The organism is Halapricum hydrolyticum, from assembly GCF_025517535.1.
In the GTDB taxonomy this organism is placed as follows: Archaea; Halobacteriota; Halobacteria; order Halobacteriales; family Haloarculaceae; genus Halapricum; species Halapricum hydrolyticum.
The window spans coordinates 302,155-326,188 of sequence record NZ_JAOPKC010000002.1; the positions used below are offsets into that span (position 1 = coordinate 302,155).

The 24,034-nt window shown below is 63.8% G+C and carries 29 protein-coding genes and 1 tRNA gene; 19 read left to right on the forward strand and 11 right to left on the reverse strand.

Features of this window, described 5'->3' with window-relative positions:
- Positions 1 to 122 precede the first annotated feature (122 nt).
- Entirely contained in the window at positions 123 to 1,415 is a 1,293-nt protein-coding gene (locus OB916_RS04470) for an RNA-guided endonuclease InsQ/TnpB family protein (RefSeq protein WP_315908077.1), read from the forward strand.
- A 192-nt stretch (positions 1,416 to 1,607) separates the two neighbouring features.
- On the opposite strand, the gene OB916_RS04475 is transcribed toward OB916_RS04470, so the two are convergent.
- Together OB916_RS04475 and OB916_RS04480 are read right to left on the reverse strand one after the other, a co-directional pair.
- On the reverse strand, positions 1,608 to 2,345 hold the full coding sequence (locus OB916_RS04475) for a protein-L-isoaspartate O-methyltransferase family protein (RefSeq protein WP_315908078.1): 738 nt from the start codon (positions 2,343 to 2,345) through the stop codon (positions 1,608 to 1,610).
- Positions 2,346 to 2,381: 36 nt separating this feature from the next.
- Positions 2,382 to 2,888 carry a metal-dependent hydrolase gene (locus tag OB916_RS04480; RefSeq protein WP_315908079.1) on the reverse strand — a complete coding sequence of 169 codons (507 nt, stop codon included), beginning with the start codon at positions 2,886 to 2,888 and terminating at the stop codon, positions 2,382 to 2,384.
- An 85-nt stretch (positions 2,889 to 2,973) separates the two neighbouring features.
- Between OB916_RS04480 and OB916_RS04485 the strand changes: the two genes are divergently transcribed.
- The 5 genes from OB916_RS04485 (at position 2,974) to OB916_RS04505 (ending at position 6,243) form a co-directional block, all read left to right on the forward strand.
- Positions 2,974 to 3,714 (forward strand): NRDE family protein, encoded by a 741-nt coding sequence (locus OB916_RS04485; RefSeq protein ID WP_315908080.1) that lies wholly within the window; start codon positions 2,974 to 2,976, stop codon positions 3,712 to 3,714.
- A 56-nt stretch (positions 3,715 to 3,770) separates the two neighbouring features.
- Positions 3,771 to 4,121: a helix-turn-helix transcriptional regulator gene (locus OB916_RS04490; RefSeq protein WP_315908081.1), complete on the forward strand. Its 351-nt coding sequence runs from the start codon at positions 3,771 to 3,773 to the stop codon at positions 4,119 to 4,121.
- A 216-nt stretch (positions 4,122 to 4,337) separates the two neighbouring features.
- Positions 4,338 to 4,724, forward strand: coding sequence for a fluoride efflux transporter FluC (locus OB916_RS04495; RefSeq protein WP_315908082.1), 387 nt, complete (start codon positions 4,338 to 4,340; stop codon positions 4,722 to 4,724).
- The gene (locus tag OB916_RS04500) at positions 4,721 to 5,080 is read left to right on the forward strand and encodes a fluoride efflux transporter FluC (RefSeq protein ID WP_315908083.1); all 360 of its coding nucleotides are present in this window, start codon (positions 4,721 to 4,723) and stop codon (positions 5,078 to 5,080) included. Before OB916_RS04495 ends, OB916_RS04500 begins: the two co-directional genes overlap by 4 nt.
- 56 nt (positions 5,081 to 5,136) lie before the next feature.
- Positions 5,137 to 6,243, forward strand: coding sequence for an aminotransferase class V-fold PLP-dependent enzyme (locus OB916_RS04505; protein ID WP_315908136.1), 1,107 nt, complete (start codon positions 5,137 to 5,139; stop codon positions 6,241 to 6,243).
- Between the two features lie 18 nt (positions 6,244 to 6,261).
- Here OB916_RS04505 and OB916_RS04510 read toward each other — a convergent pair whose 3' ends face one another.
- Both OB916_RS04510 and OB916_RS04515 read right to left on the reverse strand, forming a co-directional pair.
- Positions 6,262 to 6,924: a hypothetical protein gene (locus OB916_RS04510; protein ID WP_315908084.1), complete on the reverse strand. Its 663-nt coding sequence runs from the start codon at positions 6,922 to 6,924 to the stop codon at positions 6,262 to 6,264.
- An 86-nt stretch (positions 6,925 to 7,010) separates the two neighbouring features.
- A complete protein-coding gene (locus OB916_RS04515) occupies positions 7,011 to 7,679 on the reverse strand; it encodes a helix-turn-helix domain-containing protein (protein ID WP_315908085.1) in 669 nt (222 codons plus the stop codon).
- Positions 7,680 to 7,773: 94 nt separating this feature from the next.
- Between OB916_RS04515 and OB916_RS04520 the strand changes: the two genes are divergently transcribed.
- The 3 genes from OB916_RS04520 to OB916_RS04530 all read left to right on the forward strand — a co-directional run bounded on the left by OB916_RS04520 (position 7,774) and on the right by OB916_RS04530 (position 9,775).
- A complete protein-coding gene (locus OB916_RS04520; protein WP_315908086.1) occupies positions 7,774 to 8,508 on the forward strand; it encodes an ABC transporter ATP-binding protein in 735 nt (244 codons plus the stop codon).
- Complete coding sequence (locus OB916_RS04525) at positions 8,505 to 9,221, forward strand: ABC transporter permease (RefSeq protein ID WP_315908087.1); 717 nt, start codon at positions 8,505 to 8,507, stop codon at positions 9,219 to 9,221. Before OB916_RS04520 ends, OB916_RS04525 begins: the two co-directional genes overlap by 4 nt.
- 119 nt (positions 9,222 to 9,340) lie before the next feature.
- On the forward strand, positions 9,341 to 9,775 hold the full coding sequence (locus OB916_RS04530) for a zinc ribbon domain-containing protein (protein ID WP_315908088.1): 435 nt from the start codon (positions 9,341 to 9,343) through the stop codon (positions 9,773 to 9,775).
- A gap of 15 nt (positions 9,776 to 9,790) precedes the next feature.
- Here the strand turns inward: OB916_RS04530 and OB916_RS04535 are convergent, their stop codons facing one another.
- Positions 9,791 to 12,034 carry an alpha-amylase family glycosyl hydrolase gene (locus OB916_RS04535; RefSeq protein WP_315908089.1) on the reverse strand — a complete coding sequence of 748 codons (2,244 nt, stop codon included), beginning with the start codon at positions 12,032 to 12,034 and terminating at the stop codon, positions 9,791 to 9,793.
- Between the two features lie 184 nt (positions 12,035 to 12,218).
- Here OB916_RS04535 and OB916_RS04540 point away from each other — a divergent pair, with 184 nt between their 5' ends.
- Entirely contained in the window at positions 12,219 to 12,731 is a 513-nt protein-coding gene (locus OB916_RS04540; protein ID WP_315908090.1) for a YkgJ family cysteine cluster protein, read from the forward strand.
- A gap of 23 nt (positions 12,732 to 12,754) precedes the next feature.
- Here OB916_RS04540 and serS read toward each other — a convergent pair whose 3' ends face one another.
- The 3 genes from serS to OB916_RS04555 all read right to left on the reverse strand — a co-directional run bounded on the left by serS (position 12,755) and on the right by OB916_RS04555 (position 15,274).
- Positions 12,755 to 14,137, reverse strand: coding sequence for a serine--tRNA ligase (gene serS / locus OB916_RS04545; protein WP_315908091.1), 1,383 nt, complete (start codon positions 14,135 to 14,137; stop codon positions 12,755 to 12,757).
- Between the two features lie 93 nt (positions 14,138 to 14,230).
- Positions 14,231 to 14,521: a DUF424 domain-containing protein gene (locus OB916_RS04550; protein ID WP_315908137.1), complete on the reverse strand. Its 291-nt coding sequence runs from the start codon at positions 14,519 to 14,521 to the stop codon at positions 14,231 to 14,233.
- Positions 14,522 to 14,542: 21 nt separating this feature from the next.
- On the reverse strand, positions 14,543 to 15,274 hold the full coding sequence (locus OB916_RS04555; protein ID WP_315908092.1) for a tetratricopeptide repeat protein: 732 nt from the start codon (positions 15,272 to 15,274) through the stop codon (positions 14,543 to 14,545).
- A gap of 53 nt (positions 15,275 to 15,327) precedes the next feature.
- On the opposite strand from OB916_RS04555, the gene thpR reads away from it, so the two are divergent.
- The 4 genes from thpR (at position 15,328) to OB916_RS04575 (ending at position 17,457) form a co-directional block, all read left to right on the forward strand.
- Positions 15,328 to 15,885 (forward strand): RNA 2',3'-cyclic phosphodiesterase, encoded by a 558-nt coding sequence (gene thpR, locus OB916_RS04560; protein ID WP_315908093.1) that lies wholly within the window; start codon positions 15,328 to 15,330, stop codon positions 15,883 to 15,885.
- Between the two features lie 130 nt (positions 15,886 to 16,015).
- Entirely contained in the window at positions 16,016 to 16,828 is an 813-nt protein-coding gene (locus OB916_RS04565) for a ZIP family metal transporter (protein ID WP_315908094.1), read from the forward strand.
- Positions 16,829 to 17,051: 223 nt separating this feature from the next.
- Positions 17,052 to 17,213 carry a DUF7563 family protein gene (locus OB916_RS04570; protein WP_315908095.1) on the forward strand — a complete coding sequence of 54 codons (162 nt, stop codon included), beginning with the start codon at positions 17,052 to 17,054 and terminating at the stop codon, positions 17,211 to 17,213.
- Complete coding sequence (locus OB916_RS04575; RefSeq protein WP_315908096.1) at positions 17,203 to 17,457, forward strand: GIY-YIG nuclease family protein; 255 nt, start codon at positions 17,203 to 17,205, stop codon at positions 17,455 to 17,457. Before OB916_RS04570 ends, OB916_RS04575 begins: the two co-directional genes overlap by 11 nt.
- A gap of 10 nt (positions 17,458 to 17,467) precedes the next feature.
- On the opposite strand, the gene OB916_RS04580 is transcribed toward OB916_RS04575, so the two are convergent.
- Positions 17,468 to 18,202 (reverse strand): TrmB family transcriptional regulator sugar-binding domain-containing protein, encoded by a 735-nt coding sequence (locus OB916_RS04580; RefSeq protein WP_315908097.1) that lies wholly within the window; start codon positions 18,200 to 18,202, stop codon positions 17,468 to 17,470.
- A gap of 197 nt (positions 18,203 to 18,399) precedes the next feature.
- On the opposite strand from OB916_RS04580, the gene OB916_RS04585 reads away from it, so the two are divergent.
- Positions 18,400 to 19,833, forward strand: coding sequence for a methyl-accepting chemotaxis protein (locus OB916_RS04585; RefSeq protein WP_315908098.1), 1,434 nt, complete (start codon positions 18,400 to 18,402; stop codon positions 19,831 to 19,833).
- Between the two features lie 142 nt (positions 19,834 to 19,975).
- Complete coding sequence (locus OB916_RS04590; RefSeq protein ID WP_315908099.1) at positions 19,976 to 20,170, forward strand: methytransferase partner Trm112; 195 nt, start codon at positions 19,976 to 19,978, stop codon at positions 20,168 to 20,170.
- Positions 20,171 to 20,248: 78 nt separating this feature from the next.
- Here the strand turns inward: OB916_RS04590 and OB916_RS04595 are convergent, their stop codons facing one another.
- Positions 20,249 to 20,824 carry a DUF7524 family protein gene (locus tag OB916_RS04595; RefSeq protein WP_315908100.1) on the reverse strand — a complete coding sequence of 192 codons (576 nt, stop codon included), beginning with the start codon at positions 20,822 to 20,824 and terminating at the stop codon, positions 20,249 to 20,251.
- A 249-nt stretch (positions 20,825 to 21,073) separates the two neighbouring features.
- On the opposite strand from OB916_RS04595, the gene OB916_RS04600 reads away from it, so the two are divergent.
- On the forward strand, positions 21,074 to 21,529 hold the full coding sequence (locus OB916_RS04600; protein ID WP_315908101.1) for a hypothetical protein: 456 nt from the start codon (positions 21,074 to 21,076) through the stop codon (positions 21,527 to 21,529).
- Positions 21,530 to 21,701: 172 nt separating this feature from the next.
- Here OB916_RS04600 and OB916_RS04605 read toward each other — a convergent pair.
- Positions 21,702 to 21,772 (reverse strand) — tRNA-Gly (locus OB916_RS04605).
- A gap of 367 nt (positions 21,773 to 22,139) precedes the next feature.
- On the opposite strand from OB916_RS04605, the gene OB916_RS04610 reads away from it, so the two are divergent.
- Both OB916_RS04610 and OB916_RS04615 read left to right on the forward strand, forming a co-directional pair.
- Complete coding sequence (locus OB916_RS04610; RefSeq protein ID WP_315908102.1) at positions 22,140 to 23,015, forward strand: RNA methyltransferase; 876 nt, start codon at positions 22,140 to 22,142, stop codon at positions 23,013 to 23,015.
- Positions 23,016 to 23,022: 7 nt separating this feature from the next.
- A complete protein-coding gene (locus OB916_RS04615; RefSeq protein ID WP_315908103.1) occupies positions 23,023 to 24,033 on the forward strand; it encodes a 50S ribosomal protein L3 in 1,011 nt (336 codons plus the stop codon).
- The last annotated feature ends 1 nt before the right edge of the window (position 24,034 follow it).

A 24,034-nucleotide genomic window follows, 5' to 3' on the forward strand; every position in this document is an offset into this window, starting at 1 on the left:
ACAGTGACAGTCCCAGACGAAGATGGGGAGTGGCTTGATGACCAGCCTCATCTCTCACCGAGTGGACTGCTACAAAAAGCAATCCAAGAACAGCGAGAAAAAGAAGAATCTGACTAACCACGATGAAACACACGCTTCGCTTCCGTGCGTACCTTTCCGACGGCGTGGCGAGCGAAGCGTGGCGGCAAATCGACATTCTTCGACAGATTCGCAATCACGCTATCCGAGACTACTATAGTAGTGACTACAACAACCGGCCATCCGACTACGACCAACACGACAAACTCACCGAGTGGACAGACCGTTGGCCGACGTTTGCCGAACCCTCGCAACACGCCGCTCAACAGGCCATAAGTCAAATCCACGACGATATTGAGACACTCCAAGAGCGGCGAGACGAAGGCTACGATGTTGGGCGGTTGCGGTGGCAAGGCAAAGGTGAATTTCGGTCAGTGTCGTACAATCAGTCCAGTCGCTTCAACGTGGATAACAACACGGGCAACGATCGATTCGTACGACTTCGACTCGAAAAGATTGGCTGGTTCAAGATTCGAGCAGAACGCGACGTACCACCAGCAGACGACATTGATGAGGTTATCCTCAAGAAAGAGACAACTGGTGAATGGTATGTCTCACTCGTGACCACTGTGGAAGACACGCCCGAGAAACCGCCGCTCAGAGACATTGACCCCGAGGACTGCGTAGGTGTTGACCTTGGCATTACCAGCTACATCCACACCTCGGAGAATCTGTCTGTGGACACGCTTGACCTGTCCGATGAGTACGACCGCTATGCACGCGAACAGCGGAGACTCGCCCGGAAAGAACATGGCTCTGCCAACTGGGAGAACCAACGTCGGAAGGTCGCACAAGCAAAACGGACAATCAAGCGGAAGGTGCGAGACTACCAGCATAAGTTGACGACGTGGCTCGTCACAGAATACGACGTTGTGGCCGTTGAAGACTTGAATGTGAAGCCGATGCTGGAAACCAGTCAGAACGCCAAAAACAAGCAAGACGCCGCGTGGTCGCAGTTTCTTGAATTGTTGGAATACAAGGCTGACCTGCACGGCACACACGTTGTGGAAGTGGAGCCAGCAGGCACGACGAAAGAGTGCGCTGTGTGTGGTGTCGAAACAGCCAAGCCACTCTGGGTACGCGAACATTCCTGTCCGGCGTGCGGCCACTCGCAAGACCGCGACCTGAACGCGGCGAAGAATATTCTCTCTCGTGGTTTGAAGCAGATAGGGGCGGGACGCTCCGAATCAACGCCTGTGCAGACTGCGCTCCCTACGTTCACACCTCAGCGAGAGGGGGTGGATGCAAAGCGCGTCGTTGAAGCAGGAAGCCCCGGAGTCGTACGGAAGACGTCGTCTTCCGTGATGACGAGAGACGGAGTCTCTCGAACCACTTGACCCCGGGGTGGGTTCACCAGCAAAGTATCGCCGGACTCGACGCCCAGTGCGCGGACGTCCTCGACGAGCCGATCCGTCGTCACTGGCTCGTCGGTTCGCTCGACGAGTTCGCGATCGCCCATGCGTCCGGCACTCGCCCGACCGTGTTAAAGTTAGCTTCGCCGACCAGCCGTCCCGGGACAGGCGATCGACTCACCACCGCGCGTCGTCCCAGTCGATCCAGTCCTGTTCCCAGCCGGGCCGGGACTCGGCGTGTTTGCGGGCGAACTCCCGGTCCTCGCGGCGGGTTCGGTTGCGTTCGATCTCGTGGGTGGATTCGCCGTCGACCAGCATCGGCTGGAAGGCGACAGTACCGTGGCGTTCGATCTCGCCGCCCTTCGAGACGACCGACAGCGTCTGCGTGCCGGCACCGAGCGGCATGACGAGCCGGCCGTCCGGTGCCAGTTGTTCGAGCAGCGCTCGCGGCGGCTCGACCGCGCCCGCCTCCAGCAGGATACAGTCATAGGGTGCGTATGCAGCAAGCCCCTCCGCGCCGTCTCGACAGTCGACGAGTACCTCGTCGTAACCCGCTTTCGAGAGGTTCGAGCGCGCCTCGTAGACGAGCTGTCGGTTGATGTCGATCGCGTGCGTGTCGGTCGCGCCGACGATCTCGGCGATCACCGCGACGGTGTAGCCCACGCCGGCACCGACGACCAGCGCGCGATCGTCGGGTTTCGGGGCGAGGGCGTCCAGCAAGCGCGCGGCAGTGCTGGGTGCGAGCACGCGCGTTCCGTGGCGCTCCCCGGTCCGGTCGGCGTAGGGAGCGTCGTCCACGAAGGGCTCGCGTTCGACCGCTCGCATTGCCAGCGACACCTCCTCGTCTTCGAGACAGCCTTTGCTCTCGTGTTCCAGGCTGTCGACCATGTCCTCGCGCAGTACCGCGGGGTCCATATCCGTCGTTTCGGCCGCGTCGTAATGAATGGCGCGCTAGACGAGGGCGAGGAGAGCGACAGTCCCGCTCAGCACGACCACGCCGATGCCGAACAGTACCTTGTTTGCAATCGAATCCGCGGTCCAGAGTCCGAGCGAATACGATCGGTCCGACAGCGGTGCAAACGGTCTGATTCCCATCGGCGTCACCAGGTCGCCGACCAGGTGTCCGAGCACCGAAAACGCCACGACGCTGCCGCTATACACCCCAAGCGTCGCCGGCGTGTAGACGGCGAGTTCGGGGACCGACGACGCGACTGCCGCCCCGGTGTAGTAGACCGGAATCGCCACTGCGAGTCCGAGGGCGCTGGCCGCCCAGACGGTGTGGGTGATCCCGCGGTGAGCGACCAGTGGCAACCGAACGTCGGCGTCCGGCATCGATGCGGTGGTGAAGACGACCGCAACGCCGACGATACCGAGCACGACATGTCCGGTCAGCGCGAGCGCCGCGAAGACCGGCGCGAACAGGACGAGGTTGACCCCCTGGTGGCCAGTGCGGTACACGCCGAACTCTGGGGAGCCGAGACATACATATCTGTCCGTCCGGCGAGCCCGCAGTATTAGGACTCGGGGAACCCTACAGCGGTACATGTGCACACTGGTGTTCGCCTGGCAGACCTTCGCCGAGGCGCCGATCGTCGCGGCGGCCAACCGCGACGAGGCGCTTGATCGGCCGTCACGACCGCCCGAGACGTTCGATTCGGGCCCGGCAGTGCTCGCCCCGCGGGACGGCGAGGCCGGCGGGACGTGGATCGGCGTCAACGATCGGGACGTGTTCGTCGCGATCACCAACCGCTGGACCGACGTCGAACTGGCGGGCGACCGCTCTCGCGGGTTGCTCGTCCGTGACGCGCTCGGCCGGGAGAGCGCCGAAGACGCCGTCCGCTACGTCGAACGCGAACTCGACGCGCGTAGTTACGAGCCGTTCAACCTCGTCGTCGCCGATCGCTCCGCGGCGCTGTTCGTCGAGTACGACGGCAGGGTGGCGATCCGGAACCTCGACCCGGGCGTCCACGCCGTCGCGAACACGGGCGCCGACGGCCGGTACGCGATCCCGGACCGCCGCCGCGAGCACGCCCAGAGACAGGCCGAGAACGTCGACCGCCTGCGGACGGAGCTCCAGCCCGAGCCCGGAGAGGACGCCGAGACGTGGCGACGCCGGGCGCGGGAAGCGATCCGCGATCACGAGTACGGCGTCTGCGTCCACGGCGACGGGTTCGGCACGCGCTCGTCGTCGTTGATCACGGTCGGTAGCGACGGCGTCACCTATCACTTCGCGGACGGACCGCCCTGCGAGACCGACTACCGGCCGATCGAAGCCGACCTGTAGCCCACCGCGAGAGATCGAAAGCCACCTTTAAGCGAATCCGGGCGCGAACAGCACACATGAGCACGTCATCGGCCGAGGACGATCTCTCGGAAGACCAGCGGCGCGGTCTCGAACTCATCCGGGAAACCGGGGGGATCCACCAGAGCGACTTCTGGAAGGAACTTGACGTCAGCTCCCGGAAGGGAAGCCGTATCGTCGAGTCGCTCGTCGAAGAGGACCTGATCGACCGCGAAGACACCGTCTACAACGGCCACAATACGTACTACCTGACGCCGAAAGCCAGGGATCTCGACTTCTCTCTCCTGATGGCCGGCGACATGCTCTCGCCGTTCATCGGTGACGAAGAGGTGAATCCACAGAGCGACGCCTTCACGCAGTGGATCATGAACCTGGCCTACGAGGAGTGACCTGAACCTGGCTGCTACTGCCGACTGTAAGTTCGTACAGATATTCGGCACGCCGGCGTGCCGAATCGTTTCGAAAAGTTACAGCCGGCAATATGAGGAGGTATGGCCGAACAGTCATGGCCGGAATACTTCGGGCAGTCGGAATTAATCTCGATTGATCGTTTCGTTTTCCCTCGATTCGAAACTGCTGAATAGTGCCTCGGCCAATCGGGCCCAATGACCGGACGGGACCACCCGCTCGCGCGGGCCGAACCACTGCTTTTGATCGCCATCGGCGGATTCGTCGGGGCGACGCTCCGGTATGCCATCTCGACGGCACTGCCGGGCGGGTTTCCCTGGGGGACGCTGACGGTGAACGTCCTGGGCAGTTTCGCGCTTGGACTGTTGCTCTACGAAGCCCATCTCACGGACCTGCTGAGCGCGGAGACGCGGCTCATCCTCGGGACGGGCCTGCTCTCGTCGTTTACGACCTACAGCACTTTCGCGGTCGAGACGGCGACGCTCGATCCAGCGATGGCGGTTCTCAACGTCGGCGCGAACTACGCGCTCGGGTTCCTGGCCGTGGTCGGTGCTCGCGCCGTCACCAGGGGGTCGTTGCCGTGACGAGCCCGGCCGTGCTCGTCGGCGTCGGTGGCGTGCTCGGCGCGATCGCCCGCCATCTCGTCGGCGCCCGGATCGAGACGGACAACGCCGACACGTTCGCCGTCAACGTGCTCGGGAGCGTCGCGCTGGGGTTGCTCGTGACGGTGCCGCTCGATGCGCAGCTGGCGTTCGTGTTCGCGACTGGCTTCTGTGGCGCGTTCACGACGTTTTCGTCGTTCGCGTTCGAGACCGTTCGGCTCTACGAGACCGGCCACCGGCGTCGTGCGGTCACCAACGCTGCCGGCTCGCTGGCGGCCGCGCTGGTGGGCGTCGCGCTTGGCGCAGGGCTGGGCAGCGTGCTTGCGGGCGCGATGTGAGACGCGACGACGACACTGCCGACAACGTCAAGGCGGCTGGACCGCCACACCCGAACATGGATCCCGAGCAACTTCGGGCGGACGTCCCGGCACTGGACCGTGCTGTCTATCTCAACACCGGTGCGTCCAGTCCGAGTCCGCGTCGCGTTGTCGAGGCGATGACAGACTTCGCGGAGTACTTCGAGTACGAGGTCCCTGTCGGTGAGGGCGTCTACACGGTCGGCTGGGAGACGTACGAGGCTGCGCGCGAGACGATCGCCGGCTTTCTCGGTGTCGACCCCCGCGAGGTCGCGCTCACCAAGAGCACGGCTGACGGCGTGAATCTGCTCGCCTGCGCGATCGACTGGGAGCCCGGCGACGTGGTCGTCAGGACGGACCTGGAGCATCCTGCCGGGATACTCCCGTGGGACCGGCTGGCCGATCTCGAAGACATCGAGGTCCGGGTGCTCGAGACGGAGGACGGCCGAGTCGATCTCGACGCGGTCGCGGCTGCCGCCGAGGACGCGCGACTGTTCGCCGTGAGTTCGCTCACCTGGACTCACGGGACGCGCCTGCCGGTCAGCGAGATCGCCGAAATCGCTCACGACGCCGGCGCGAAAGTGCTCGTCGACGCCGTCCAGTCGCCCGGCCAGTATCCCGTCGATCTCGAGCAGTGGGGTGCGGACTTCGTCGTCGGATCCGGTCACAAGTGGCTGCTCGGCCCCTGGGGCAGCGGCTTCACCTACGTCGACAGCGACGCGATCGACGCGCTGGTGCCCCGCCGGATCGGCTACCGGTCGGTCGAGACGCCGACCGATCCGGAGTACGCGTTCAGCGAGGGAGCGTCTCGCTTCGAGGTCGGCACCGCCTCGCCGTTGCCACACGTCGGTCTCGCCGAAGCGATGGATCTCCTCGAGGAGATCGGCATGGAGACCGTCGAGTCCAGGATCGCACGCCTCACCGATCGACTCAAGGACGGGATCGACGACGAGCGGCTGCTCAGCCCCCGCGAGTACGAGTCCGGCCTGGTAACGTTCCGGGTCGACGACCCCGAGGCGACCGTCGAGCGTCTCCGCGAGCGGGACGTGATCGTCCGGTCGCTCCCGTACCCGAAGGCCGTGCGGGCGTCGGTCCACGCGTTCAATACGGCCGAGGACGTCGACGCGTTGCTCGACGGGCTGTAGCCTCGAAAACGGAGAAGCTCACTCGTCACCGACCGGACGACGACGGAGCTCGTCGATCCGGGCGCGGAGTTGATCGAGTTCCGACTCCAGTTCCTCGCGACGGTCGATCAGTCCGCTCAGCTCTTCTGTGTTGACCGAGTGGTCCTGTTCCAGCGACGCCTCCAGGGAGTCGTTAGTCGCCTGCACGAGATAGATAGCGACCTGCAACACTTCCTGGGGGGACTCGGTCGCCTCCAGCAGTGACAGCTCGCCGGACTGCATCGCATACCTGATCAACGGGACCTCCTCCTCGGCGTGGTAGGTCGTCGTCGTCGAGAGGCCGGTCACGGGGTTGTACCGGTCGTGTGACTGCTCGGTGCGCACGACGTTGAACGGTTCCTCCAGGGACGGATACGTCTCCGCGAGGTCACGGAGTTTGTCCGCAGCGGTCACGTCCAGCTGGGCTTCGACGTCACCGAAAAACTGCTTGGAGCCGGTGAGACTCAGCGCAACGGCGAAGAAGACGCCCGGCCGATTCTCGGCGAGCGCCCGGATCCGCTCGCGAACCTCCTCGTGCTCGCCTTCGAGTGTGAGCCGTTCGAGTTCGTCCAGCAACGTCCGGGTCCCCGATTCACGCTCGATGTATTCGGTCACGAGCGCGCCCGGAAGCTCGGCCTCGTCGGTGTCGTCCCGGCCATTCATATCACCCCGTTCGTGCCCCGAGCCTAAACGCTTTTGTAGGCTGTTCCCCGGCACGGGGAACGGACTCGATCACGGACGACGAGTTGTCACTGTCGCGGCTCCGTCTCACGGACGTCAGCTACGGCTGCCCGAACGAGCTTCGCCTGGGCCTTCTGGAGGTGTTCGCTCACCGTGCTGGAAGCACAGCCGAGTCGCTCGGCGACGTCTGCGTGCGTGACGCGTCGCGGCTGTTGGAAGTAGCCCATCTCGAGTGCGACTTCGAGCACTTCTCGCTGGCGCTCACTCAACGCTGCGAGCGGGTCGGTCCGTCCGCCAGCGTGTTCGCCGATCGCCCGAACGTCGATCTCGACGATGCTCGGCATCGATCGGAGAACCGACTGTAACACTTCGGACTCACCGACCAGCCGGGCGGTGACGCTCCCGTCGCGGTAAACGACCGGCTTCACGACGACTAGCCCCTCCGTGCTGGCCGCCTCCAGCACCGTCGCTAACTGTGAGACGGGATCGACTCGCAAGTAGCAATAGAACCGTCCGTCGTCGATCGTCGTGACGTCCCACGAGACCGGGATCCCCGTCCGTTCGATCGCCTCGCGGAACGCTGCCTCGTCGCCGGTGATCGAATACAACAGCGTCGGTCGATCGGTATCCCCGAGGTTCCAGTCGACCAATCGCGTCTCGGCCACGAACGGCGCGTCGGCGATCACCTCGAAGAACGGCGGCACAGACTCCGGGTCCGGTGTCGCCGTCAACTCCATATACTTCACACCCGCACCTGGTCGGCCGTATCGTAAAAATGCCCCGGCTATAGACGGCACAATCGCTACCGGGTCGGCACACCTCTGTCGCGATATGTCGACTCCACCTTCGATCACTGTCGAGGGACTCCGCCGGGAGTTCGGGCCGATCACCGCGCTCGACGGCGTCGATCTCGCTCTCGACGGCCCAGCGATCGTGGGCATCGCCGGCCCGAACGGTTCGGGCAAGACGACGCTGATCAAGTGTCTGCTCGGTCTGCTCGGTCCGACCGGCGGATCGAGCGCGATCGGCGGGGCGGACTCGCTCTCGCTGTCGCATGACGACCGAGCCCGGATCGGCTACATGCCACAACACGAGGCAGTGTACCGCGATCTGACCGTCCGGGAGAACCTCGCGTTCTTCGCCAGCCTGTATGACCTCCCGGACCGCGAGCGTGCGGTCGATCGGGCACTCTCGTTCGTCGATCTGCACGAGCGGGCCGACGCCCGCATCAGCGATCTCTCGGGCGGGATGATCCGCCGGGCGAGCCTCGCCTGCGCGCTCGTCCACGATCCCGACGTCGTCTTTCTCGACGAACCGACAGTCGGGCTCGACCCGAAGCTGCGGGCGAATATGTGGGACGCGTTCCGCAGACGTCGGGAAGCAGGGGCCCTGATACTCGTCTCGACGCATTACCTCGGCGAGGTCCGCAACTGCGACCGCGTCCTCTTTCTGCGGGACGGACGCGTCCTCGCGTTCGACACGCCGACGGCGTTCCTCGACCGAACGGGAGCTGAAGACATGGAAGGTGCCTTCCTGGCACTCCTCGAAAAGGAGGAATCGGCATGAACGGGACGATTCCGGTCGCCACGCGTATCCTCCTGTCGCTGCGGGGCGACCGCCGGACGCTGGCGCTGGTGGTGGTCGTGCCGGCGTTTCTCATCTGGCTGCTCAGCGAGGTGTTCGCCCGCCCCGAACCGGTCGCACCGATCCTGCTGGGGGTGTTCGTGTTTTTCCTGACGTATATCCTCACGGCGATCGGCTTTCTCCGTGAGCGGACGGCCGGGACGCTCGAACGCGTGCTGGTTGCCCCCGTCTCCAGAAGCGGACTCGTCCTCGGATACGTCGTCGGCTTCGGCGTTCTCGCGACCGTTCAGTCGCTCGTGTTGCTCCTGGCAGCCGTGGCCTTTCTCGACGTGAGCTTTGCCAACGGCGTGGCCCTGTTCGTCCTGATCGAGCTGCTGGGGGCGCTCACGGCACTGGGTACCGGGGTCGTCCTCTCGCTGTTCGCACAGAACGAGTTCCAGGCGATCCAGTTCATTCCAGTGGTCATCACGCCCCAGGTCATCCTCGGCGGAACGTTCATGCCCGTCGAAGAGTTGCCGACGTACCTCGAGTATCCGGCGCGACTGATGCCGATCACCTATCTGATCGACGCCATGGAGTACGTCGTCCTCGATGTCGGGACGACCAGCGAGTTCTGGACCGCAGTCGCCGTGCTGGTCGGGTTCGTCATCGCGGCGATCGGCGTCGCCAGATTCGTCGTCGGACGCACCGGGTGAGCGGCGACGACAGGCGCGGGCGCGCCCCCCTCGTCCCGGTTCGCTGAACGTCTCTGCATCGGACGAGGATGTCCACCTCGGGCACAATCCTCTTGGCCGCCCGGCCTGGATGACCCAGTATGTCCGAGTGTCCCTACTGTGGCGGCCCGATCTCGGAGGCGGATCGCTACTGCCCGCGCTGTGGCGAACGCCAGACCGACCGCGGCGACCGCGAGGGGTTTCTCGATCCGGCCGTCGTCCAGTACCTCGACGGGATCCGCAACGGCGCGCGCACCTTCGATCCGGACTCGCCGTACCACGACCAGTTCGAACAGGAAGTGGCCGCTGCTATCGGAGATTTCGCGCACCTGCTGGGCGCAGGTATCGATCTCCACGACGTGCTCGCAGTCGATCAGTCGGCACCGATAGAGTCGCCGGCCAATCCAGTCGAGGCCGATCCCGCGACCCGACAGCTGCTGGGATTGGCCGTGCTTCTCGGGCTCATCACCGAATCTTTCTCCGGTGTCGACAGCGACGAACTGCTCGCGAGCTACCACGACCTTCAGAATCGGTAATCAGACGGATCGTTTCTACGGCCGGTGGCTCGGTCCGAGCACGCCGGGCGTCTCGAAGACTCCGAGCGTCTCGACTTCGACGCGGGTCGCGTGATCCGGCCCGTCGGTTTCGCAGTTCTCGCCGGTAAAGAGGTTACAGGGGTCGACGGCGTTTCGCAGGTCGACCGTCGCCGACCCGTCGCCGAAGTTGATCACGATGACGACCGACTGCTCGTCCGTCTCGCGGCCGAACACGACCACGTCGTCGGGATCGACGTTGCTGTGTGGTGCCTGCGCGAGGTCGGCCGCCGGCCCGAGGACGTCCAGTTCGTGATAGAGGTCGAACAGGTCATGGTAGAACTGGATGTGCTCTGCTGGATACGCATTCCAGTTCATGAACGCCCGCTTGTAGGGGTCGTTCTTGATGTCGTCGTCCGAGCGGTCGTCGTCATCGTCGAAGGCGCTCTCGCGTGGCCGCCCGTATTCGCCGATGAGTCGCTCCTGCCCGTAGAGGACGAATGGCACGCCAGGCAGCGTCACGGCGGCGGCCATCGCCGCCCGCTGGGCCTTGGCGACGTTTTCGCGCCGTCCTTCGGTCTTGGCCTCGTAATAGAGGCGTCGCTCGTCGTGGTTCTCGGTCGTGTTGAGGATCCGGGTAAAGGTCGGGAAGCCGTCGATGAATCGCTGTTCGATCGCCCGGACGAGATCCGAGGCGGGGCGGTCGCCGCGAGCGACGGCGTGGGCGGCGTCCATGAACCCGGTCGTGTCGAAGTGGGCGTCGAACTCCGATTCGGCGAAGGCGGGCAGCCGCGGGATCGTCTCGTCGAGCAGCATGAACTCGCTGTCCATCGCCCGGACGCGCCGGCGCAGTTCCTTCCAGAAGGAGTGGGGCACGCCCCAGGCAATGTCACACCGGAAGGCGTCTACTTTCGGGGCCCAGTACTCCGCGGCGGCCATGATGTGCTCGCGAAGCGCCACGTTGCCGTAGTTGAGGTTCGGCTGCAGACGCGTCCCGAAGAAGTACGTCGCCGCGGGCGCGGCGTCGGTTTTGGTTCCGTCGGCCCGCCGGTCAAACCAGTCGAAGTATTTGGAGTTCTCGTTCCACTCTTCGACGTGTGGCAGGACGTACTTGTCCCCGATGTCCTCGCCCAGTTCGGCGATCGTATCCTGGAAGCGGGGGTTCGTCCAGCCGGCGTGGTTGATCACCAGGTCGAAACACACCCTGATGTCGTGATCGTGGCAGGTCTCGACGAACCGGTCGTACTCCTCCATCGTGCCCAGGTCCTCGGCGACGTCGAAGTAGTCTTCCGTCGAGTAGGCGTGCGGGCCACCCGGCGCGCGGTCGACCTGCGCGGACCAGGCGGGAACGATCGGCGTCAGCCAGACGACGTCGATCCCCAGTTCGTCGAGATAGGGGACCTTCTCGGTCAGGAATTCGAAGTCGGTCTCGCCGGGTTCGCTCGCGAACGAGCGCGTGAAGATCTCGTAGACGACGGCGTCGTCGAGCCATTCAGGCGGACGGTTGGGCAACTCGACGGTGCCGGCCTCGGGATCGAGGAGGATCTCGTCGACGTTGCCCACGACCTGCCCGTCGTAAGGTGCGGCGAACAGTCGTGCCGGATCGTCGAGCGCGTCGGCGGGGATCCGGACCTGCTGGCCGACGACTTCGTCCGACTCCGAGGGCGGGGTCGCCACTTCGGTGATCGGCGACTCGATCGTCACGTCCGCAAGCGAGAGGCTCGTCCCGTCCTCCGGGAGCCACTCGACGGTAAGATCGTCGCGAAAGGCGTTGCTCGTCGGGGACAGTTCCGCGTCGGCCAGCAGGACAAACTCCTCGCGCTCCTCGTCGTACCGGCCGTCGAGTTCGAGACGGGGTGGCCCGCCGGCGTCGTCGGGGGCTCGCGGAAAGACGCGGACGGTCTGGTGGTATGTCCCGTCCGGAGCGTCCAGTTCGAAGAGGTACGTGCCCGGCACGTCCGGCTGGAACTCGGCAGTGTGGTGGTCGCCGTGGTCGTACTGCTCGACGTCGTCGTAGGGCGTCGGCGCGAACTCGACGACTGCGTCGCTGTCCTCGGGTTGCTCGACCAGCGACCACGAGAACGTCTCGGGATCGTAGGGGTCGGGATCGCGTTCGGACGCCCCGTCGATCGTCGGCGAGAGGTTGTCCCGATCGAGACCGTGGCGGCTGTCGACGAAGATCGGGTCCACGATCTTCTCGTCGGCGTGCATGAACCGAGGCGGACCGGGATGGTGGCCGTTCGGGAAGTCTGGCGAAGACATCGTTCGTACCGACTTTCGAATATCTCTCCGTATATCCTTTGTGATGTATCGGATATGCGGAGAAACGGTCGGGTGACTCGGCAGATGGGGTACCTGTCCCCGGAACTCGCCGTGGCGCAAGACGGCCGATCGAACGACTGCCCCTTCCGGAAGGCCTTTGCTCGCGAGTCACCAGTGCTGGCGTGTGAGCAGCGAGCAACACCGACGCGTCACAGTCCACGGCGACAAGGAAGTCGTCGTGGAGTTCGACCCCGAGCTCACCTTCGAGTGCGTCGATGAGTGCACGTGGTGTTGCCATCACGGGGTGTTGCTGTACGAGCAGGACTTCTTCAAGCTGGCCAACCACGCCAGTCTCAGCGACGCGACCGTCCAGCGCAAGGGCACGGACTTCATCAAGCGCGAGCCGAAAGACCGTGACGAACACGTCGACGTCGACGGGCAGGCCTGCTACTTCCTGCGGGAGGACGGCCTCTGTGAACTCCACGCCGAGCACGACTGGAAGCCCGCCCGGTGTTCGACGTTTCCCCTGGAAGTCTCCGTCGAGGACGGTGAGATCCACGTCTCCGTCAGGGACAAGGCCCGGGAGTACTGTGACGGGCTGCACGTCAGCGACCGCCGCGTGATCGACAACCTGGAGGCGTTCCTGCCCGAGGTACTGTGGGAGCTTGACGATCCGACGACGCGGAAAGAACTCTAGCAGTACTGTCAGCGACGCACGCCCTACTCGCGTTCGCCTGCACCGACGGCGCTCTCACCGACGGGCGTCTGTCCCTCGATCAGTTCCTTGCCGCCCATGTAGGGTCGCAGCGGTTCGGGGACCGTGACGGTGCCGTCGTCGTTCTGGTAGTACTCCAGGATGGCGACCATCACGCGCGGGAGCGCGAGCCCGGAGCCGTTGAGCGTGTGGACGTACTCGGCGGACTCGTGGCGCTCGGGCCGGTAGCGGATCCCGGCGCGGCGAGCCTGGAAGTCCTCGAAGTTCGACACCGAAGAGACTTCCAGCCACCGCCCGCCCTCTTCGGGGCCGTCCGTCATGTCGTCGGCGGGGGCCCACACCTCGATGTCGTACTTCTTGGCCTGGGTGAATCCCATGTCACCGGTACACATCTCCAGCACGCGATAGGGCAGATCGAGCCGATCGAGCACTTCTTCGGCCTCTTCGAGCAGTCCCTCCAGGCGGTCGTAGCTGTCCTCCGGGCGGACGAAGTTGACCATCTCGACCTTGTTGAACTGGTGGACGCGGACGATTCCGCGGGTCTCGGTGCCGTGTTCGCCGGCCTCGCGTCGGAAGTTGGGCGTGTACGCCTGGTACTTCAGCGGGAGGTCGTCGTCCAGCAGGATCTCGTCGCGGTGCATGTTCGTCACCGGGACCTCCGCGGTGGGACAGAGCCACAGATCGTCGTCGTCGTAGGGTTCGTCGTTACCGCCACCGAGACGGTAGGCGTCCTCGACGAACTTGGGGAACTGCCCGGTCCCCTCCATGGACTTCGATCGGACGGGGATCGGCGGGAAGACCTCGCGGTAGCCCTGCTCGCGGTGGACGTCCCGCATGAACTCGATGAGCGCGTGCTCCAGCCGGGCGGCCTCGCCTTTCAGGAAGTAAAAGCCGCCGCCGGAGACTTTCGCACCGCGGTCGAAATCGAGGATGTCCAGTTCCTCGCCGAGATCGTAGTGAGGGTCGATTTCCGCCGGCAGGTCCCGAAGCTCGTCGAATCCGCGCCGATAGCGTTTGACGTTGTCGCTCTCGTCCTCGCCGACCGGGACGTCCTCGTGGGGGATCTGGGGAATCTCGAGCAGCGCCTGCTCCAGTTTCGCTTCCAGTTCGTCGGCACGCTCCTCGATGTCCTGTAGCTCGTCTTTGAGTTCCTGAGAGCGCTCGATGGCCTCCTGGGCTTCCTCCTCTTTTCCTTCCTGCTTCAGTTCGCCGATCTGACTGGAAATCTCGTTGCGCTCGTGGCGCAGGCTGTCCCCTTCGGCCTTCAGATCGCGCCACTGCTCGTCGATTTCGAGGATGCGATCGAGATCGACCCCCTCGACGCCCTTCTTCTCGATGGCGTCGCGGATCTGCTCGGGGTTCTCCCGCAGATACTGCCGTGGAATCATTGTGCGTGACTTCTGGGTGACGGGTGAAAATCGTAGCGATACCGTGGCCCGGTGTGACACGCAGCGACAGGGGGTCGTGACGTCAGTGACCGATCACAGCCACAGCAGCTGCGCGTGGCGGGTTCCCTCGAGTTCCATGACGTGGTCCTCGTCGACGAACCCCTCTTCGATCGCCAGCTCGACGGCAGTGTCGCCGACGAGATTCGCCGTCGAACAGCGTGCGAGACTCGCCGCGACGGTGTCCGGATCTGCCGGCTCGCCGTCGTAGAACTCCTCGGTGACGGTCAGCGAGACGTCGTCGTTCTCGAACGTCTCGCCGAGGACGTCGGCGTCGCAGACGGCGACGAGCAACCCTTCCTGGGTGTCTCGCTCGGAGAGCAGCAGGCTGGATTCGGTCGCCATCGGTCACTCCATGAGCCGCTCTTGCTGTTCGGCACGCAACTCCTCGGCTTCCTCGGCGACCTCCTCGGCGCGGTCGTACTCGCCGGTCTCCTCGAGCGCCCGTGCCTTCTCTTCGAGGACCTCCGCGTTTCTGAATCCGAGACGGGTCGCGTTGTCGAAGGCGGTGAGCGCCTCTTCGGCGAGCCCGCGCTCAAGCAGGAAGAAGCCACGATTGTACCACGCCTGTCCGGAACGCTCGTCGATCTCGACGGCGCGTTCGGCGTGTTCCAGCGCCTGCTCGCCCCGTCCGGACTCCCAGAGCGCATAGGCCAGGTTCGTCTCGGCGGCGGCAGCGTGTTCCGACTCGTCGTCGATCCGGAGTGCCTCTCTGTACGCCCCGACCGCCTGGTCGTACTCCTCCAGCTGTGCGTGCGCGACCCCCTTGTTCACCCACGCCTCCTGTTCGAGGCCGTCGTCCTCGGCGAATCGGGCGGCCCGCTCGAAGGCATCGACCGCCTGCTCGTGGCGGTTGATCCCCATGTAGCTGAGCCCGACGTCGAGCAGCTGCTCGGCGTCGACCTGTTCGGGGCCGACGTTGTGCTCGTCGAGCATGTCCGCCAGCGCGCGGCTATCGACGGGATCGACCCGGTCGGGGTCGACCTCAAGCTCGGGCGGGTCGAGATCGAACCCCTCGTAGGGGTCGCCGAATCCCTGCCCCTCCGAGAAGTCGTGATCGCGGCGTTCGTCGTCAGTCATACTCCGACGTTGGCGAACCAGAGGGTTAAGGGCTACGTCACAGACATACGCGTATGAGCAAGCGACTGTTCGTCAGCGTCGATCTCGACGGGCTGGCCGACGAAGTTTCGGCCGTCCTGGAACTGTTCGAGGGCGCCAGTGGACTGAACTTCGTCGACCCCGAGCAGGCCCACGTCACGCTGAAGTTCCTCGGCGACACCGGCGAGGACCGCGTCCCGGAACTGATCGACGAACTGGAGAGAGCCGTCGAGACCGCCGACGTCGACCCCTTCCCGGCGCAGTTCGGCGGGCTCGGCGTGTTCCCCAGCCTGGAGTACATCAGCGTCGTCTGGCTCGGGGTTCGGGAAGGCGGGGACCAGCTAACTACCCTGTACGAGGCGATCGAAGATCGGACCGTCGCGATGGGCTTCGATCCGGAAGATCACGACTTCACGCCGCACGTCACGCTCGCGCGGATGAACCACGCCGGCGGCAAGGAACTCGTTCAGGATGTTGTCGAACAGCGCGATCCGGACGCTGGCTCGCTCCGCGTCGAGGACGTCCGGCTCACCGAGAGCGTTCTCACCGACGACGGGCCCGTATACTCGACGCTCGAATCGTTCGAGTTATAATTTTTCAATCACAAACTAGGGGCAGTCTTGGTCCTGAAAAGCGCAGTTAGGCGGGCCGAACGACTTAGGCCGGCCAAAGTGATAATATTGCTGATAAGTCTTAAGTGTCCCAAGCCCATACTCGGGAGTGATGGATATCTGGTTCAATCTGACGCTGGTGTTCGTCGCGGGATTTATCACCGCGCTGGCGACCGGGCTGGGCGCGATCCCGTTCTTTCTGGTCGACGAGATCAGCGACCGCTGGAACGTGGGGCTGTGGGGCCTCGCGTCCGGGATCATGGTCGCGGCGTCGGTGTTCGGCCTGATCCTCGAAGGGCTGGAAAACGGCGGCGGTCAGCCGGTTCCAAAACTCGTCGCCGGCCTCCTCACTGGCGTCGTGCTCGTCGTCGTGAGCCACCGGATCCTCCAGGACAGTGACCTCGACCCCAGGGAGTACGAGGAGGCGGATTTCAAGAAACTCGTCCTCATCCTCGGTATTCTGACGGTACACAGCTTTCCCGAGGGCGTCGCGGTGGGCGTGTCGTTCGCGGAGTTGGGATTCGAGGGCGTCGAGGGGTTCGTGATCGCGGGGCAACTCGTGCCGCTGCTCGCAGTGTTCATGACGGTCGCGATTTCGATCCACAACGTCCCGGAGGGGATCGCGATCTCGATCCCGCTGCGGGCGATGGACGTCAGCGAATGGCGGATGGTCGGCTGGGCGATTTTCTCCAGCCTGCCACAGCCGATCGGGGCCGTGATCGCGTTCGCGTTCGTCCGGCTCGCACGGGAGTTTCTACCCTTTGGTTTCGGGTTCGCCGCCGGGGCGATGATCTACCTCGTGCTTACGGAGTTCGTTCCGGAAGCGCTTGATCAGGGTTCTGATCTGCCCGGCGGCGGGCGTCGTGAGCTAACTGCCGGTATCCTTTCCGGGATCGCGTTGATGGCGCCACTGGCGTTCATCTAGCGTCATAGTGATTGCTGTACCGATTTACCGGTACGACCGACACCTGCAGACTCGCTTCGCTCGACTTCCGAGCCCTGTCTCACGTCGTTCGACAGGACGACACCGTGCGGTCGACCCGGCAGGGACGTCCAGCAATCACTACACCATACCCAACTATATCGGGCCAAGGGTATTGCCTCCACATCTCTAACGGTAGGTTGCCGGCAGCGACCGGCGGAGTCGAATGCCAACCTGTAACCACTGCAACGCACACGTCTCGGATCAGTTCGCGCGTGTCTTCGCAAACGAGTTCGGCGAGATACTCGCGTGCCCGAACTGCTCGGCAAACGCGGGGATCGCAGAGGTAGCGCAGCAGCGCGCCCGCGAAGTATCGAATGCCGGGTGATCACTACGTTTACATCGTGCAGTGTAGCGACGACACGTTCTATACCGGGTACACGACCGACGTCCAGCGTCGAGTCGCCGAGCATCAGGCCGGAAACGGTGCGAAGTACACGCGCGGACGCACGCCGGTCGAACTCGTCCACGTGGAATCGTACGACAGCAAAAGCGAGGCGATGTCCCGCGAATACGAGATCAAACAGCTCTCACGAGCTGATAAAGAGCGGCTGATCGACGGCCAGACGTGACGCGGGCTCATCAAAGAGGTGTGAGTACGATGTCCGTGGCCTCGTAGTCCTCGAAGTATGCGCCGTGTCCGCCCATCGTTACCCGCCCCTCCTCGTCGGTGTGGCCGACAAGTCCGATTTCCCCGAAAAACGAGTTCGTGCTGGGCTCGGCGAAGCTCTGTCGGACGGTTGTGAGCTGGCCTTCCATCGTCTCCCAGGTCGAATCCTCCTCAGCAGGGGCCTCTCGAACGCGTGCCCTGAACCCGACGGCGTTTCCTTCGCGGAGATGGAGTGCCGTGTTGAGTGCCGCATCCCGGAGGTTCGCGGTCTCATAGGGTAGCGACCGCGCATCCGTGGTGTACACTTCTTCGCTTTCGTCCCAGTGCTGCGACATGAACTGCATGAACGCCAGCCCGTAGAGCCGCTCCGTGTCGAACTCGAGCCCGATCACCTCGTCTTCCTCTTCGTTAGGCATGCCGATGACACCCGCCTGCTGGTCGACCGTGAGCAGCGTATCGAGTTCCTGATCCCAGGCTCGCACAAGCGTCGCCGTGTCTTCGAAGTCGTACGTGGCTGCCTCTTCTCCGTCGCTGTAGAGACACAGCGCGATAAACGTCCCCTCGGCGTAGCTCTCCGCCAGCGTGTCTTCGATCTGTTCGTAGACCTCCGGGGAGGTCCCGATCAGGATCTCGTGAGACGCCGCTTCGACCCGGTCCTCGATGCTCGACAGCAGTTGATCGTTCGTGTGGATGTCTTGTACCTGCATCCGATTGTCCGACGGTTGCACGATCGGATAGATAAGCGTTGTCGTGCGAATATCACATTTCGTATCGACTGCTCAGGCCCGCTCCTGCCCTTGTGTCTGCCCGAATGCCTCTGTTTTCCATCAGGCGGAGTGTCCGGAGTGTCAGACCTGATAATCACGAACACTTTTTAAGTACGGTGGGAACACAACGCCGTATAATGGCCACGAATACAGGAAACGTACTCGTCGTCTGTCGACCGGACAACCGGGAGCACGTCGTCGAGACGTTGCAACCGGCGACCGCCGACATTCCTATCGAAACAGTAACGTCCGTTCCGGACGCGCAGTCGGCCATCGAGACGACGGATGTCATCTGCGTCGTGAGTTTCGTCGAGGTACGTGACGCACGTGGCAACGAGTGGGTCAGCGGTATCGAACTGTACGAGGACGTCGCCGGCCGATCTACCAACATCCCGTTCGTCCTCATCTCCGAAACCGGCAACGACGACATCGTGGAGATGGCCCTCGATGCGGGCGTCTCGAACCTTGTCCGGCCGTGGCCCGGCGACCGCCCCGAGCGCGATCTCCAGGAAATCGTCGAACAGATCGTCACGCGGCGTCGCATCTACACGACCGTCGACGCGGCCACTGACGGGGATCTGGACGTGCGGATCGACGTATCCGATCTCGAAGGGGACTTCCGGGAGATTGCAACCCGAGTCAACGGGATGATCGACTCCATCCAGGAGGACCTCGAACGACGCGAGCGTGTCGCACAGGATCTCGACACGTCGATCCAGCAACTTCGTTCTCGCTCCGAGCGAGTCGCGGACAGCTCCGAAGACATCAGTGAGGGCACCCGAGACATGACGAGCCGGATCGAGCAGGCAAACAGCGAGGTTTCGACGCTGTCGGCAACCGTCGAAGAGATCGCGGCCACGTCCGACGATGTCGCCCAGACGAGCGAAGACGCGGTCGAAGCCGCCGACGACGGCCAGCAGTCGGCCGACAGTGCGATGGAGGCGATGGAAAAAATCGACGAAGCGGCAACCGGGGTCACAGAAGACGTCACCAGCCTCCAGGAGCGGGTCGACGAGATCGACGAGGTCGTCGAACTGATCAACGACATCGCCGATCAGACGAACATCCTGGCGCTGAACGCCAACATCGAGGCGGCTCGTGCCGGCAAATCAGGTGACGGGTTCGCCGTGGTCGCAAACGAAGTCAAGAACCTCGCGACGGAAGCCCAGGAACACGCCGAAACGATCGAAGACATGCTCGAGGGTGTCCAGCGCGATACGGAAACGACCGTCGAGAGTCTCGAACAGGCGACCGAGGAGATCGACACCGGCGTTTCCGAGGTGGAAGCGACGATGGACGCGCTGGACGACATCGCCGAAAAGATCCGGGAGGCCACGACCGGGATGGAAGAAGTCGCAAACGCGACTGACGACCAGGCCGCCTCGACCGAACAGGTCGCCTCGATGATGGACGAGATTGCCGGGATGGCCGAAGACACCGCCGACGAGGTCACGGAAATCGCCGACGCCAACAGCGAACAGGTCGCCGAGATCAGCCAGCTCGAACAGTCGATGCGACAGCTGGTCGAAGACGATCGAACGTCTCGAAGGAGAGAACTCGCTGATGACTGACTCCGGTCGACGCAGCGACTCGACACTCACTGTCTTCGACATTCGCTGCCTTCGACGCGTCTGACCGCAGCCGACTGCGAGGAACTGATTTCCCTTGCTCGTCACCGAGGACTTTTTGCCCTGTGGGTCCCGAACCGATGGTATGAACGAAGACCTGCTGGACATCATCTGTTGCCCGCTCGATAAATCCGAACTCGAACTCGACGTTCGAGACCGCGACGACGGCGAGATCGTCAGCGGAACGCTGACGTGCACGGAGTGTGGCGAAGCGTACCCGATCGAGGACGGGATCCCGAATCTGTTGCCGCCGGACATGCGAGAGGAGACGACGGCCTGATCGCCCTCACAGGAACGATCTTTCTCGCTTCGACGTGTGCTCAGAGTGACGACAACGACAGACGGACAACGGTCACTGTCATCCTGTCAGCTGATAAATGGCGACGAGGACGCCGGCGAGAACGACGAACGATCCCAGCAAAACGACAGTGTTGTCCAACACGAGCGCAGCCACCGCAGCGATCACCAGCGCGATACCACCGAGGACGAGGACGGCCACCTCGGGACGGAGGGGTAAATCGGACGCGTCCGGGTCGGCCGTCCCCGACCGAGAGGACGTTGCCCGTGGCTGTGGTTTCGAAAGCGATTCGTCGACGGCCACTTCTCGCGTTTCGCTTTCGGGTTCGGAAAGGACGACGTCGACGTACCTGGTCGTCGCACCGTAGGCGGTGACGACCTTGAGTTTTCCACGGACAGGGCCTGATCCCGACACGTCGACGGTGACCCGCCGCGTCGAGTCGCTCGCGACGTGATGGTTGTTCGCCGATAGCGTTGCGATTTCCGAGAGTGCGTCGTCCAGATGCAGGTGCACGTGGACCGACTCGCCGTGGTTCTGCAGGACCACGTCGAACGATCCGCTCACCTCGACCTCGTTCGGGACCTCGAGCCCGTGCAGCTGACCTCGGTTGACGTGGACCGGCAGCGTATCTGTCACGCCCGTCACTGCGCAGCGATAGTAGAAAAAGCTTCATCGTGAATATAATATATCTTATCATTATTCTCTGATATTTATTCCTCCGTCTGCTCCCGTATATTATTAGTACAGGAGGCCGACTCTCCGGGTACGATGGGGCCCGTGACGTGGCAGACAGCGGATCGAGACCCGGACGAAGATTCTGTTCCCCGTTCACGGACGCGGGCGACGCGACCCGCCAACTCGAACAAGCGCCGGAGCTGGTACGGATTGGGGTCCCTGACGTACATCGAAAAGAGCTGGTTCGGGCGGGTACTCCACGATGTCGTCTACACCTACGCTGACGTCACAGTATTCAGCCTTCCCATGCTCTTGTACGTCTGGGTGACCCAGCCGTTCGTGGACCGGGCACTGACCGCCCCGGCGCTGGTCACGTGGATCACCATGGTGGGCGTCGCAACACTGATCAGAGGAGGGTGGATCAGACCCCTCGGCACGGAGACGCTCGGATGGGTGTCGGGACGCTACGCTCTGCTCCCGGTTCGGGTTGCATATTACAACCTCACTCTGATCGTCGCCGTCTTCGGTGGTCTCGCAGTTGAAGGCCTCGTCGGACGTACGGGGCTCGCAGTCGCCTGGGCGACCTGTGTCGGTATCGGCGCCACGCTGGTGTTTCCGACGGTCGTCGACATCACGTATCACCGATTCGCCCAGTGGCGTCGGTGATCCGGAGTACGGACCCGGTTTCCCGCTTCGATCCAACGGCTTGTCCATGACTCCGGATGCGCGGAGACGAGGCCCCGCATGGGTCTGATACGGATTATTGCGTCTGTTCCGCATCGACCGCGGGGCGGTCGGAGTGGCGAATCGTTACAATCGCCCTGCGAATCGACAGAAGTGCGCTGGCCGAGATTTGAACTCGGGTTAGGACCGTGGCAGGGTCCTGTGATACCACTACACCACCAGCGCTCACGTCGTCCGCCCGCCGGTCGGGCGCACGTCAGTTCGCATTCTAAGCAACCGCCGAGAAGAATAAAAGGCTTCCGAATCGCCGTCCCGCCACCGGATTTGGCCGTCAGACTGCCGTTCCGTCCCGGAAATTCGATTTTTGGAAACTGACTTCGAGCGTGTCCATGTGATCGCTGTGCACTGGCAGCGGGTCAGCCGATGACGCGGTGCCGAGCGCGGTACGTGCTGTCACACCGTGACTCCGGTCGTGAGGGTCGCTCGCAGGCGTGCGACGGCGTCTCACCACCACTGGAATCCGCTACCCTTTTAGGTACGGACCGAAGACTAATCGCTACAGTCTAGTGGCGTGGCGTGGAAGCGTCACGGCATGACGACCAGCGTGCTCGTGCCGTCGTCCCTCACCCGGGAAGCCGAGGACAAACGCGAGGCGACTCGCAAACTCGGTTACGTGGCCCGCGCGGCCACGGTCTTCCGGGCGGATCGGCTGACGATCATCCCCGACCCTGACGGCGAAGGGAAGTTGGACGGCGGGTTCGTCGAAACCGTCTTACGGTACGCCGCGACGCCGCCGTACCTCCGAAAGGAGGTGTGGGGCAAGCGGGGCGAACTAGAGTCCGTCGGCGTCTTGCCGCCGCTCCACGTGACACCACGGACCGGCTCCGGATCGGACGATTCGGGGTCGTTGAGACAGGGACTCGTGACCGAGGTCGGATCTGATGGGCGCGTTCGGGTCAATTGCGGCATGCAACACCCGATCTCGCTCGGCGTCCCCTCCGATATGGAGGTCGCCGAGGGGGAGCGCGTTGCCGTCAGGATCTATTCGCGACGACCGGTCCGCGCGAAACTCGTCGACGAACCCCTTCCGGGGTTTATCGTCGACCGTGCGGACCTGGACGAAGCGCTCTCGCGTGCCGACGCTGGCGTACGGATCGCCTCCTCGCGCTACGGCGTCGAACTCACAACCGACCGTCTCGGCCAGCTGGTCGAGACGATCCAGAGTGAGGACGACGGCGCGGGCGATCTGACCGTCGCGTTCGGTTCACCGGAGCGCGGGTTGCCTGCCATCTTGGGGATCGACCCCGACGATGTCGGGCCGACTGAGATCGATGCGGTCACCAGATCCGAATCGGACGCCACCCGATTCGACCTCTGGCTGAACACGATCCCGGATCAAGGCAGCGAGGTGGTGCGAACCGAAGAAGCGATGTTCGCAACACTGGCCTGCCTCAGTCTCACGGAGTGAGAATCCGATGCCACAACCAAGCAGACCACGCAAAGGCTCGATGGGCTTCGGCCCGCGCAAGCGGACGGCCAGCGAGACGCCGCGGTTCAACAGCTGGCCCGACGACGACGGACAGCCTGGCGTACAGGGTTTCGCCGGTTACAAGGCCGGGATGACACACGTCGTGCTCATCAACGACGAACCCAACTCGCCACGCGAGGGAATGGAGACGACCGTTCCCGTCACCGTCGTCGAGACGCCGCCGATGCGCGCTGTGGCGCTTCGAGCCTACGAAGACACGCCGTACGGGCTCCGACCGCTGACGGAAGTCTGGACCGACGAGTTCCACCCGGAACTCGAGCGGACTCTGGACCTTCCCGAGGAGCCGTCCGACGGTGCAGAGGAACAGATCGAGGACGCTCTCGAATCGGGCGAACTGGGTGACGTGCGTCTCATCACGCACACCGTGCCCAGCGAACTCGACGGCGTCCCGAAAAAGAAGCCCGACGTGATGGAGACACGCGTCGGCGGCGGCTCGCTCGCAGACCGCGTCGAGCACGGGCTGGACCTCATCGAAGACGGTGGGGAACACTCGATGAACGACGTGTTCCGCGCGGGCGAGTACGCCGACGTCGCGGGCACCACCAAGGGCAAAGGGACACAGGGTCCCGTCAAGCGCTGGGGCGTCCAGAAGCGCAAGGGCAAACACGCCCGCCAGGGATGGCGCCGACGGATCGGCAACCTCGGTCCGTGGAACCCGTCTCGCGTGCGCTCGACGGTCCCCCAGCAGGGCCAGACTGGCTACCACCAGCGGACAGAGCTGAACAAGCGTATCCTCGATATCGGTGACGACGACGTCACCCCCGAGGGTGGATTCGTCAACTACGGCGAGGTCGACGGCAATTACACGCTGGTGAAGGGATCGCTGCCGGGCCCGGAAAAGCGCCTGGTGCGCTTCCGCCCGGCCGTGCGCCCGAGCGACAGCCCGCGACTCGATCCCGAGTTGCGCTACGTCTCCACCGACTCCAACCAGGGGTGAC

What these genes read in the sequence shown, in the direction of transcription:
- serS (WP_315908091.1), bottom strand. Translation starts at nt 14,137, where the DNA reads ATGATTCCACGGCAGTATCTGCGGGAGAACCCCGAGCAGATCCGCGAC.
- OB916_RS04520 (WP_315908086.1), top strand. Translation starts at nt 7,774, where the DNA reads ATGTCGACTCCACCTTCGATCACTGTCGAGGGACTCCGCCGGGAGTTC.
- OB916_RS04495 (WP_315908082.1), top strand. Translation starts at nt 4,338, where the DNA reads ATGACCGGACGGGACCACCCGCTCGCGCGGGCCGAACCACTGCTTTTG.
- OB916_RS04485 (WP_315908080.1), top strand. Translation starts at nt 2,974, where the DNA reads ATGTGCACACTGGTGTTCGCCTGGCAGACCTTCGCCGAGGCGCCGATC.
- thpR (WP_315908093.1), top strand. Translation starts at nt 15,328, where the DNA reads ATGAGCAAGCGACTGTTCGTCAGCGTCGATCTCGACGGGCTGGCCGAC.
- OB916_RS04515 (WP_315908085.1), bottom strand. Translation starts at nt 7,679, where the DNA reads ATGGAGTTGACGGCGACACCGGACCCGGAGTCTGTGCCGCCGTTCTTC.
- OB916_RS04535 (WP_315908089.1), bottom strand. Translation starts at nt 12,034, where the DNA reads ATGTCTTCGCCAGACTTCCCGAACGGCCACCATCCCGGTCCGCCTCGG.
- OB916_RS04510 (WP_315908084.1), bottom strand. Translation starts at nt 6,924, where the DNA reads ATGAATGGCCGGGACGACACCGACGAGGCCGAGCTTCCGGGCGCGCTC.
- OB916_RS04590 (WP_315908099.1), top strand. Translation starts at nt 19,976, where the DNA reads ATGAACGAAGACCTGCTGGACATCATCTGTTGCCCGCTCGATAAATCC.
- OB916_RS04615 (WP_315908103.1), top strand. Translation starts at nt 23,023, where the DNA reads ATGCCACAACCAAGCAGACCACGCAAAGGCTCGATGGGCTTCGGCCCG.
- OB916_RS04525 (WP_315908087.1), top strand. Translation starts at nt 8,505, where the DNA reads ATGAACGGGACGATTCCGGTCGCCACGCGTATCCTCCTGTCGCTGCGG.
- OB916_RS04530 (WP_315908088.1), top strand. Translation starts at nt 9,341, where the DNA reads ATGTCCGAGTGTCCCTACTGTGGCGGCCCGATCTCGGAGGCGGATCGC.
- OB916_RS04555 (WP_315908092.1), bottom strand. Translation starts at nt 15,274, where the DNA reads ATGACTGACGACGAACGCCGCGATCACGACTTCTCGGAGGGGCAGGGA.
- OB916_RS04610 (WP_315908102.1), top strand. Translation starts at nt 22,140, where the DNA reads ATGACGACCAGCGTGCTCGTGCCGTCGTCCCTCACCCGGGAAGCCGAG.
- OB916_RS04505 (WP_315908136.1), top strand. Translation starts at nt 5,137, where the DNA reads ATGGATCCCGAGCAACTTCGGGCGGACGTCCCGGCACTGGACCGTGCT.
- OB916_RS04585 (WP_315908098.1), top strand. Translation starts at nt 18,400, where the DNA reads ATGGCCACGAATACAGGAAACGTACTCGTCGTCTGTCGACCGGACAAC.
- OB916_RS04580 (WP_315908097.1), bottom strand. Translation starts at nt 18,202, where the DNA reads ATGCAGGTACAAGACATCCACACGAACGATCAACTGCTGTCGAGCATC.
- OB916_RS04470 (WP_315908077.1), top strand. Translation starts at nt 123, where the DNA reads ATGAAACACACGCTTCGCTTCCGTGCGTACCTTTCCGACGGCGTGGCG.
- OB916_RS04575 (WP_315908096.1), top strand. Translation starts at nt 17,203, where the DNA reads ATGCCGGGTGATCACTACGTTTACATCGTGCAGTGTAGCGACGACACG.
- OB916_RS04570 (WP_315908095.1), top strand. Translation starts at nt 17,052, where the DNA reads ATGCCAACCTGTAACCACTGCAACGCACACGTCTCGGATCAGTTCGCG.
- OB916_RS04565 (WP_315908094.1), top strand. Translation starts at nt 16,016, where the DNA reads ATGGATATCTGGTTCAATCTGACGCTGGTGTTCGTCGCGGGATTTATC.
- OB916_RS04490 (WP_315908081.1), top strand. Translation starts at nt 3,771, where the DNA reads ATGAGCACGTCATCGGCCGAGGACGATCTCTCGGAAGACCAGCGGCGC.
- OB916_RS04475 (WP_315908078.1), bottom strand. Translation starts at nt 2,345, where the DNA reads ATGGACCCCGCGGTACTGCGCGAGGACATGGTCGACAGCCTGGAACAC.